We start from the raw sequence: 9,895 nt of genomic DNA on the forward strand, positions 1-9,895 counted from the left end.
GGACCGGTTTCGGGTCTGTGAAGGGACCCTTCACAGACTCAGAGTCCGTGAAGGGTCCCTTCACAGACCTCTACACCGACTTTGCCGGAACCCTGGCCTGAGAGTCCGTGAAGACATCCCTTCACAGCCAGCCGGGCCGGAGCACCCGGCCCGGCCCCGCGGTCAGAACGCGAACACGCCGTCGGATTGGCTGTCCGCCGCGCACTTGTTCGGGTAGGTGGCGCGGAAGGTCACCGGCTTGCCCTGCCAGGCGCCGGTCGCGGTGACGTCCACCGGGGAGTAGATCATCGTGCACTTCTGCTGCCGGGGCTTGATCTTGGCCAGGTCGCCGTGCACCTGGGCGAGGGTGGCGCAGGCGGTGTCGCGGTGCAGGTGGGTGCCGCCGGTGGGCTCGCAGGTCAGGGAGGCGGTGGCGACCCGGCCGGAGGTCTCGTGCAGGCTCAGTTCGAGGCTCGACGCGGGCTGCGGCGGTGCGGTCAGGCTGCTGAGCCCGAGCAGGCAGGCGGCGATCGGGGCGAAGGTAGAAAACACCATGGAACGGCTATCGGCAGGCCGGACCCCTCAACTGTGCCCCTCTTCCCGGTGGCTTTTCTCCCTCGGACGTGTGGTCGCGGTCAGATCATGGGCAAGCAGCGCTACGTACAGTGACAGCATCGACTCCGGATCTTCCAGTCGCACGCTGAGTACCTGTTCGATCCGGGCCAGCTGCTGGTAGTACGCCGTACGCGACGTATGCGCGGCGGCTGCGGCGGCGGACTTGTTGCCGCCCTGCTCGCAGTAATGCCGCAACGCAGTGACCAGCCGGCTGCCGGACGCTGCGTCGCGCTGTAGCAGTGGTTCCAGCTCGCGCGCGGCGAAGGCGCTGACTCGCTCGTCGCTTGCCAACAGGTGCAGCAGCCCGCGCAGCCGTACGTCTTTGAGTCGGTGAAACGGCCGTTCGGCGCCTTCGTCGAGAGCTGCTGCGGCGACCTGCGCGGCCTCCACCAGCGTGCGATGTGCTTCCGCAGGCGCCGTCACGACCGTGCCGACGCCGACCACGGCGGGGGCGCTGGCCCGAGCGTCGTGGATGTCGGCGGCCAAGCGGCTCAGTACGGCGTCGACATGGGCTTCGGGGGACAGTGACAGCAGCGCGCGTACAGCCATGTCGTCCGCTGCCACGAGTGCGGACACCTTCGCTCGCCGCGCGGCCAGTGCGATCGCTTCGGACAGCTCACGCAGCAAAGGCGGCGTAGAGAGCGATTGCTGTGCTGTGGCAGCGATCCGCGGACGTACGGCCACTCCGACCAACCGTCGCGCGGTCAACGGCACGGCGAGCGCCGACGCACGCGCGAGGATTTCCGCAGACGGCGTCGGCGAAGCGATCAGCTCCGTCAGTACCGCGCGGTGCGCGTGCCGTTCGAGCGTCTCGGAATCCCGTGCGACGAGTCTGTACACGGCCAGCGCCGACGCCGCCCGTTCGGCGACCACACGGTGCCGGTGAGGGGGTTCTTCGGGGCTTTCCGTGCACACGAGGATCAGCCGTCCCCAGTCGTGCCCACGTGCGCCGACCACGGTCACCAGCCAGCCTGAGCCCGGGTGGTAGCCGGTGCGCTCGCCGACCTGCACCACGCGTGAACGGCCGGGCCATCCGGTCAGCAACTCGCCAGGGTCGGAGCCGGCGGTGTCGTAGGCGAGGACTTCGTGGTCAAGCGTCTCCAGTACGACCGGGTGCTCCGTCAGCCGCGCCACCTCGCGCAGCACGACTTCCGGCTCGGCGCCCGAGACGGTGAGCGAAGTGAACGTTTCGTGCACTCGTTCGGCCGCGCGCAGTTCGGCGACCTGGGCGTCGACGATCATCCCGTTGACCGCCTCGGTCACCGCGACGTAGCGCGTCTCGCGGGAGAGCGTGATCAGCGGCAGACCGCACTCCTCGGCGGCGGTGACCAGGGCGCGCGGCAGCCGGTCGTTCCAATGCCGCACCAGCTCCACGATCACCCCCGCGGCGCCGACCTGGGCGAGGTCGGCGACGTAACGGGCCAGAGACGCGCCGTCGTCGGGTAGCGCGACCCCGGTGGTCAGCACCAGCTCGCCGCCACGCAGCAGCGGCGCGATCTCGGCGATCTCCGCCACATGCGCCCAGCGCACCGGACGGTCCAGCCCGGTGTTGCCGGCAACCACGCGCGGGTTGCCGCCTCGGAGTGCGGGCAGCGCGAGCACCTCGGCGATCGTCGGGTACATCGGGTCCTCGGGTCTCCTTTCCGACCGGCAGGCACAGACTGTACGGCCGCGCGGGGGAGTCCGTACACGTTGCGGATGGCGCGCGCGTGCCGTACGCCCGGAGACTCGGAGGCATTCCCGAGGAGAAGGAGCGGACGTCGTGACCGACCGCATCAGCCACTGGATCGACGGAAAGCCGGTGCCGGGCACGGCCGGGCGCACCGGCGACGTATTCGACCCGGCGACCGGGCAGGTCCGCGCACAGGTGGACTTCGCAGGGGACGCGGAGGTGGCGCGGGCGGTGGCCGCCGCCTCGGCCGCGCTGCCGGGCTGGCGGGGGACCTCGCTTGCCGGGCGGACCCGGGTGCTGTTCAAGGTCCGCGAGCTGCTGCAGGCCCGCAAGGACGAGCTGGCCAAGATCATCACCAGTGAGCACGGCAAGGTCGAGTCCGACGCGGCGGGGGAGATCGCCCGCGGGATCGAGAACGTCGAATACGCCTGTGGCGCGGCGCAGATGCTCAAGGGCGGCTTCAGCGAGAACGCTTCGACCAATGTGGACGTCTACTCGATGGCGCAGCCCCTCGGCGTGGTCGGGGTGATCTCGCCGTTCAACTTCCCGGCGATGGTGCCGCTGTGGTTCGTGCCGAACGCGTTGGCGTGCGGGAACACCGTGGTGCTCAAGCCGAGCGAAAAGGATCCGTCGGCGGCGGTGTTCCTGGCCGAGGTGTTCGCCGAGGCCGGGCTGCCGGACGGGGCGTTCAACGTGCTGCACGGCGACAAGGTCGCGGTGGACGGCCTGCTGGAGCACCCGGACGTGAAGGCGATTTCCTTCGTCGGTTCCACGCCGATCGCGCGCTACGTCTACGAAACCGGCACCCGCAACGGCAAGCGGGTACAGGCTCTCGGCGGCGCGAAGAACCACATGGTCGTGCTGGCCGACGCCGACCTCGACCAGGCCGCCGACGCCGCGGTCTCGGCCGGATTCGGCTCGGCGGGCGAACGGTGCATGGCGGTGTCGGTGGTGGTCGCGGTCGACCCGATCGGCGACGAACTCGTCGCGAAGATCGCCGAACGGATGCACGGGCTGCGCGTCGGGGACGGCCGTGATCCCGCCTCCGAAATGGGGCCGCTGGTCACCCGCGCGCACCACGAGCGGGTTTCGTCCTATGTGGACGCCGGCGTGGCCGAGGGCGCGGAGCTGGTCGTCGACGGCCGGAACGTGCAGGCCGCGGGCGGGGAGGGCGGCTTCTGGCTCGGCCCGACCCTGTTCGACCGCGTCCGCCCGGACATGTCGGTCTACACCGACGAGATCTTCGGCCCGGTCCTGTCCGTCGCCCGCAGCGCCGGCTTCGACGACGCGCTGGCACTGATCGCCGCCAACCCGTACGGCAACGGCACCGCGATCTTCACCGGCGACGGCCGGGCAGCCCGCCGCTTCCAGAGTGAGGTCGAGGTCGGCATGGTCGGCGTCAACGTGCCGATCCCGGTCCCGGTCGGCTACTACTCCTTCGGCGGCTGGAAGGACTCCCTGTTCGGCGACAGCCACGCCTACGGCCCGGAGGGCTTCCACTTCTTCACCCGTACGAAGGTGGTCACCTCCCGCTGGCCGGACACCTCGCACACGGGGATCAACCTGGGCTTCCCGAAGAACTCCTGACCCGCCGGTGCCCCGGTCCCGCACTGGGGCACCTCCGGATCAGGCGGGAAAGGCGTTCACGACGATCTTGCTGCGCGGGATGAGCACGACGGTGTTGGCGCGGTCCGGCTGGAGCCGTTCGAACCACGCCTGCGAGATGTCGTAGGTCTTCCCGCCCGCCACCAGTTCCCAATGGGAGACGCGGGCGAAGTAGTGCCGCACGCAGATGGGGTACGTGTGCGACAACCCGTCCTTCTCGAAGTTGTGCGTCCAGCCGGTGATCACCTGCAGTGGCCGGCTGAGGTTCTGATACGACCGCACACAGCTCACGACGCACGCGACGATCAGCAGGATCACGAACGGCGCGGCAGCCAGGGTGCTTCCCCGGCGTGCAGTGTCGAGTACGCCGGTCGTCAACGGCAGGATGATCAGCAGGAGCAGGAAAACGGCGGCGATCCCGAGCCGGACCCAGAACCACCAGCCGATCAGCAACGGCCGTTGTGACGGGTGCAGCCGCCCGTCGAGATTCGCTGCGGCCACCTCGGCCGGATCAGCAGGCTGGGTCACTTCGGCTCGCCTTCGCCCGCCTGCGCAGCGGACTCGTGCGCCCGGTCGTTCTCCTGACGCCGTCCCTCGGTGATCACCCCGGTCGTGTCCGCGCGGTTCCACCGGGGCGCTTCGCCGTCCGCCTCCTTCCACTTTCCCAGGTTGAGCGCGCTCCGGTTCGGTTCCGCGTACTGCGACACGCTGTCTGGCGGCTTCGTGCCCGCGGAGTCCTTCCAGCGCTCGGCTTTGTCCGAAACGGACTCGTCCACATGCGACCGACCCGCATCCCGCGCGGCGCTCTTGGCGTCGAGCCCCTTCTGCTCGGCGTTCGCCGCGACGTCGACGCCCTTGTCGGTCAGCTTGTCCGCTCCCTTGCCGATCTTCTTCAGGGCGTTCGACGCGTCCTCGATCGCGCCTTTCGCCTTGCCCGCCTTCTGCGCGAGCTTGTCCAGCTGTTCGACCACCTTCGCGATCCTGCCGGAGATCTTCTCCGCGAGAATGCCGCCCTCGACCACCGTGTCGGCGATGAACGCCGCGATCGTCCCGCCGAACGTGCACCAGGACGCCGCGAGCGCGGCCAGTCCTTTGACGATCAGCTCGCCCACGAAGGACGAGATCATGTCGCGGACGATGCCGCGTTCGGTACCGACCAGGGCGGCCGCGATCTGCATCCCCGTCGACGTGCCCTTGGCCTGGACCGACGCCCCCTTCAACGTGGCGACGTACCCCGCGGCGGTGACTTGGTAGGCCGAGCCGCCTCGGCCCTGGAAGTCCGGCCGGACCTGCGCCGCGGCCTGCTGGTACCGGCCGGCGCTCTCGTCGAGTTGCTTCGCGATGTTCGCCCAGGTCGTGGCCTTGGCGGTGACCGCCTCCGGGCTGCCGGCGAGCTTGTCCAGCCCCTCCTTGAGGAAGCTGATGTGCTCGATCAGCCAGCCCACCCCCGCGGCGGCGAGCGTGCCGAGCGGGTCCATTGCCGCGCCGAGCAGGTCCAGGCCGTCGGTGACCGCGTCGAGGGCGAGGTTGCCCCAGTCCCCGGCGCGGGCGTCGGTGATCGTCGACGCGACGTCGCTGAAGATCCCGGCGCCCGACGTCTGCGCGTTCAGATTGTCCAGCTCGTGGTCCGAAGACCCCATGCCGGTCATCGCGCCGGACGGCGATTCGGCCGTCGCGACCAGCGGGTTGCCGGTCATGCCGGGATCTCCTTTCCGGCCCCGTCGATGGCACTGGTGGCGTGCTGCTCGCGGGTGTCGTACGCCGCGTGCGCGGTCTGCAACCGGTCGGCGAGATCGTCGGCCGCCGTCGCGACCAGGCCGATGAAGACCTCGGCCGAACCGGTGAACAGCTCCATGACTTGCGCGAACGGCTGTCCGACGAGGCCGAACGAGAGATCGCCCACCGCCTGGCCCGCGGCACAGGCCGAGGCGGCGGTGTGCACGCCCTTGGCGATGTCCTGCACGTCGCCGCGGTGCTGCTGCAGCGAGCCCAGGTGGACCTGGTATCCGTCGGGCACCGGTCAGTCCCTCCTCAGCAGCGGGCCGTTGTCGAAGTAGTCGTCGTCCGTGGCCGGTCTCGCACGGAATCGCGGACGGGTGTCTGCGGAGTCCGCCTCTTCTTCCGATTCATCCGGTTTCGGAATCTGTTCTTCAAGGAATTTCATCGCTTCGCTGTGCTCGCCGATGACCGGCGCCATGATGTCGCTGAGCTGCTCGGCCGCCCGGACCTGCGCACGGCGTGCGGTGGCGAGTACCGCCGCGGCCAGTGCGGCGCGCGGCATCTCGTCCGCGGAGGCGCCGAAGTCGAGTTTCTGCAGCGCACCTGCGGTGTTCACGGTGAGGGTGACCGCGCCGTCCGTGCTCGACGCGGTCGCGGCGACGTGTTTGAGGCGTTCCTGCGCTTCCGCGGCGCGTCGTCCGATTTCGGCGATTTCGGATTCCTGTGCGTCCATGGGGGAAACTGCTTTCGGATGGGGGACACGGTTTCTCTGGGAGGCAGCAAACCGGGTGCCGGTTCCCTTGGCAACCGCAGTATTTTTCGTCCGGTCCACCATTCTTGATCGTTGTTTACCCCTCGATTACCGGAGCCTGGCGGAGCCGAGGGGACGGGTTGGGTACGCCGCACCCGGGGTTTCCGTAAACTTGTCGTGAGCGACCGTGACGACCAGGAGGAGGTGCGGGTGGCGAACACCGATGAACGACGCTTCGACGTGCTGCGTGCGATCGTCGCCGACTACGTCTCCAACCAGGAGCCGGTCGCGTCGAAGTCGATCGTCGAGCGGCACAACCTCGGGGTGTCCAGCGCGACCGTGCGCAACGACATGGCGGTGCTGGAGGAGGAGGGCTACATCGCCCAGCCGCACACCAGTGCCGGGCGGATCCCCACGGACAAGGGCTACCGGCTGTTCGTCGACCGGTTGTCCGAGGTCAAACCGCTCTCGGGGGCCGAGCGGCGGGCCATCACCAGCTTCCTGGACTCCGGCACCGACCTCGACGACGTGCTGCGCCGCTCGGTGCGGCTGCTCGCGCAGCTCACCAGGCAGGTCGCGGTGGTGCAGTACCCGATGCTGACCAACACCGTGGTGCGCCACCTGGAGATCGTCCCGCTCACTCCGGCCCGGCTGATGCTCGTGCTGATCACCGACTCCGGCCGGGTCGACCAGCGCACCGTCGACCTCGGCGACGTGATCACCGAGGAGGCTGTGCTGCGGCTGCGCACGGTGCTCAACGGCGCCCTCACCGGGCGGCGGCTCACCGAGGCCGCGGTCAACGTGGCCGAGCTGCCCGACGGGGCGCCCGCGGAGCTGCGCGACCCGCTGATCCGGATCTGCACGGCGCTGGTGGAGACCATGGCCGAGCACCCGGAGGAACGGATCGTGCTCGGCGGCACCGCGAACCTCACCCGCAACGTCGCGGACTTCCCGGGTTCGCTGCGCCAGGTGCTGGAGGCACTCGAGGAACAGGTCGTGGTGCTCAAGCTGCTCGCGGCGGCACGCAACCCCGGTGCGGTCACCGTGCGCATCGGCGAGGAAAATGAGGACGAGCAGATGCGCAGCACCTCGGTCGTGTCGATCGGCTACGGCCGGGACGACATGCTGCTCGGGGGGATGGGCGTCGTCGGGCCGACCAGGATGGACTACCCCGGCACCATCGCGGCGGTCCGCGCGGTCGCCAACTACGTGGGGCAGATCCTGTCCGGCCGCTGACCGGCGGCCAGTGCGGAAAGACGAAGGAGAAGGCAAGCAACGTGGCGAGGGACTACTACGGGATCCTCGGGGTGGCCAAGAACGCGAGCGATCAGGAGATCAAGCGCGCGTACCGCAAGCTGGCCCGCGAGCTGCACCCGGACGTGAACCCGTCGGAGGACGCCCAGCACCGCTTCGGCGAGGTCACCACCGCCTACGAGGTGCTCTCCGACCCGCAGAAGCGCAAGATCGTCGACCTCGGCGGCGATCCGATGGACTCCGGCGCGCGCGGGGGCGGGAGCGGCGACCCGTTCGCCGGATTCGGCGGGCTCGGCGACATCATGGACGCCTTCTTCGGCGCGGCGGGCGGGGGCGGTGGTCGCGGGCGTGGTCCGCGCAGCCGCGTGCAGCCCGGTTCCGACGCGCTGATCCGGCTCGGGCTGACTCTTGAGGAGTGCGCCCTCGGCGTGGACCGCGAGATCGCCGTGGACACCGCGGTGGTCTGTGATCTGTGCCGCGGCGCGGGCGCTGCCGACGGCACCGGCACCAAGACCTGCGACACCTGCGGCGGTGCCGGTGAGGTGCAGTCGGTGCAGCGGTCCTTCCTCGGCCAGGTCGTCACCGCCCGGGTGTGCCCGGTCTGCCGTGGCTTCGGCGAGGTCATCCCGGACCCGTGCCGCCAGTGCGGCGGCGACGGGCGGGTCCGCGCGCGGCGCAACGTCACCGCGAAGATCCCGCCGGGCGTCGGCGACGGAATGCGGATCCGGCTGTCCGGGCAGGGCGAGGTCGGCCCCGGCGGCGGCCCCGCGGGAGACCTGTACGTGGAGATCGACGAGACCCCGCACGAGGTGTTCGTCCGCGAGGGCAACGAGCTGCACTGCAACTTCCGCATCCCGGTGACCACCGCGGCGCTCGGCGCGACGGTCCCCATCGCCACCCTGGTCGACGGCGACTACGAGCTGGACATCGAAGCAGGCACCCAGCCGGCCACCGAACTCGTGCTCACCGGCAAGGGCATGCCCCGGCTGCGTTCGTCCGGCCGCGTCGACGGCCGCGGCGATCTGCACGTGCACATCGACGTCGTGGTGCCCACCAAACTCGACGAGGCCCAGCGCGAGCTGCTCGTCGAGCTGGCCCGCACCCGCGGTGAGGAAGTGCCCACGCTCGCCGCCAACGGCCGGCACGGCGGGCTGTTCTCCAAGCTGCGCGCCAAGAATCGCTGACCGTGCCGGACACCACGCTGCCGGTCTTCCTCGCCCCCGACGTCCCGGTGTCGGGCACCACGCTGCTCGAAGGTGAGGAAGCCCGGCACGCGGCCACCGTGCGCCGATTGCGCACGGGGGAGCAGCTCGTGCTGTCCGACGGTGCCGGTGCCATGGCGCGCTGCGCCGTGGCTGCGGTCCAGAGTGGGCGGGATGCCGCGCTCACCCTCACCGTGCTCGAACACTGGACCGAGGAACCCCCGGCGCTGCGCGTGCACGTGGCGCAGGCGCTGGCCAAGGGCGACCGCGGGGAGCTGGCCGTCGAGCTGGCCACCGAGGCCGGTGCGGATGCCGTGGTGCCCTGGCGAGCCGCCCGCAGCGTGGCCCGCTGGGACGACGGGCCACGCGGCGGCAAAGCCCTCGGACGCTGGCGTGCCACCGCCCGCTCCGCGGCCAAACAGGCCCGCCGCGCACACCTGCCCGCGGTCGCCGAACCGGTCAGCACCGCCGAACTCGCCCAACTCGCCGCCACCATGTCGGCCACCTACGTCCTCGAATCCGCGGCCGGCACCCAGCTGACCGCGCAAACCCTGCCGGCAGGCGGCGATCTGCTCCTGATCGTCGGCCCGGAAGGCGGCATCACCGACGGCGAACTCGCCGCCCTCGAAGCCGTCGGCGCCACCCCCGTCCGGCTCGGCCACACCGTGCTGCGCACCTCCACCGCCGCCGCGGTCGCCCTGGGCGCGCTGGGCGCCCTCACCACCCGCTGGCACTGACCGAATCCGCCCGGTGGCCCCGGAAGCATGACGAACGGACGAAAACCCGGCCGGAACATGGCGCCGGCCGGTCCGGGACGGCTACGCTCCACGGCAACGCGCACAACGTCGAGGTTTCGGCGCGCCACTGGGTGGGCAACCTCAACGCGCGTATCCGAGACCCCGCCGGGCACCTCCCCCTCGGTCCGGCGGAGCCGCGGCGCGGTGGGGCGACCCCCAGGCTCCACCCCGCCGCGGCGTCTTCGGAGCTTCGCTCCTTCGCCGGTGGGGGTGTCGCGTGTTGTCCGGGGGCCGAGCCCCCGGAGCCCCCACGGGGCGGTGGGGGCGTAGGGGGGTGAGCTGCGGCTCCTGACGGGGCGGT

10 protein-coding genes are annotated in these 9,895 nt (G+C 70.6%); 4 read left to right on the forward strand and 6 right to left on the reverse strand.

The features are described 5' to 3' along the window. Positions 1–162: 162 nt before the first annotated feature. The gene (locus D5S19_RS01230; protein ID WP_120021479.1) at positions 163–534 is read right to left on the reverse strand and encodes an SSI family serine proteinase inhibitor; all 372 of its coding nucleotides are present in this window, start codon (positions 532–534) and stop codon (positions 163–165) included. Between the two features lie 27 nt (positions 535–561). After that, complete coding sequence (locus D5S19_RS01235; protein WP_120021480.1) at positions 562–2,217, reverse strand: PucR family transcriptional regulator; 1,656 nt, start codon at positions 2,215–2,217, stop codon at positions 562–564. 139 nt (positions 2,218–2,356) lie between these two features. On the opposite strand from D5S19_RS01235, the gene D5S19_RS01240 reads away from it, so the two are divergent. After that, positions 2,357–3,853: a CoA-acylating methylmalonate-semialdehyde dehydrogenase gene (locus D5S19_RS01240; protein WP_120021481.1), complete on the forward strand. Its 1,497-nt coding sequence runs from the start codon at positions 2,357–2,359 to the stop codon at positions 3,851–3,853. Positions 3,854–3,892: 39 nt separating this feature from the next. Here D5S19_RS01240 and D5S19_RS01245 read toward each other — a convergent pair whose 3' ends face one another. Genes D5S19_RS01245 through D5S19_RS01260 form a run of 4 tightly spaced genes read right to left on the reverse strand, consistent with a single transcriptional unit; the run spans position 3,893 to position 6,425 of the window. After that, entirely contained in the window at positions 3,893–4,399 is a 507-nt protein-coding gene (locus D5S19_RS01245; RefSeq protein WP_120021482.1) for a hypothetical protein, read from the reverse strand. Further along, complete coding sequence (locus tag D5S19_RS01250; RefSeq protein WP_120021483.1) at positions 4,396–5,568, reverse strand: PPE domain-containing protein; 1,173 nt, start codon at positions 5,566–5,568, stop codon at positions 4,396–4,398. Before D5S19_RS01250 ends, D5S19_RS01245 begins: the two co-directional genes overlap by 4 nt. Continuing rightward, entirely contained in the window at positions 5,565–5,888 is a 324-nt protein-coding gene (locus D5S19_RS01255) for a type VII secretion target (RefSeq protein ID WP_120021484.1), read from the reverse strand. Before D5S19_RS01255 ends, D5S19_RS01250 begins: the two co-directional genes overlap by 4 nt. Before the next feature lie 3 nt (positions 5,889–5,891). Then, positions 5,892–6,425 (reverse strand): YbaB/EbfC family nucleoid-associated protein, encoded by a 534-nt coding sequence (locus D5S19_RS01260; RefSeq protein WP_233573653.1) that lies wholly within the window; start codon positions 6,423–6,425, stop codon positions 5,892–5,894. Positions 6,426–6,551: 126 nt separating this feature from the next. Here D5S19_RS01260 and hrcA point away from each other — a divergent pair, with 126 nt between their 5' ends. The 3 genes from hrcA to D5S19_RS01275 are packed head-to-tail and all read left to right on the forward strand — an operon-like array spanning position 6,552 to position 9,534. Next, positions 6,552–7,577 carry a heat-inducible transcriptional repressor HrcA gene (gene hrcA / locus D5S19_RS01265; protein ID WP_120021488.1) on the forward strand — a complete coding sequence of 342 codons (1,026 nt, stop codon included), beginning with the start codon at positions 6,552–6,554 and terminating at the stop codon, positions 7,575–7,577. Positions 7,578–7,618: 41 nt separating this feature from the next. Then, positions 7,619–8,779: a molecular chaperone DnaJ gene (gene dnaJ / locus D5S19_RS01270; RefSeq protein WP_120021486.1), complete on the forward strand. Its 1,161-nt coding sequence runs from the start codon at positions 7,619–7,621 to the stop codon at positions 8,777–8,779. A 2-nt stretch (positions 8,780–8,781) separates the two neighbouring features. Beyond that, a complete protein-coding gene (locus D5S19_RS01275; RefSeq protein ID WP_120021487.1) occupies positions 8,782–9,534 on the forward strand; it encodes a 16S rRNA (uracil(1498)-N(3))-methyltransferase in 753 nt (250 codons plus the stop codon). The last annotated feature ends 361 nt before the right edge of the window (positions 9,535–9,895 follow it).

The sequence above is a fragment of the Amycolatopsis panacis genome (genome assembly GCF_003600245.1).
In the GTDB taxonomy this organism is placed as follows: Bacteria; Actinomycetota; Actinomycetes; order Mycobacteriales; family Pseudonocardiaceae; genus Amycolatopsis; species Amycolatopsis sulphurea.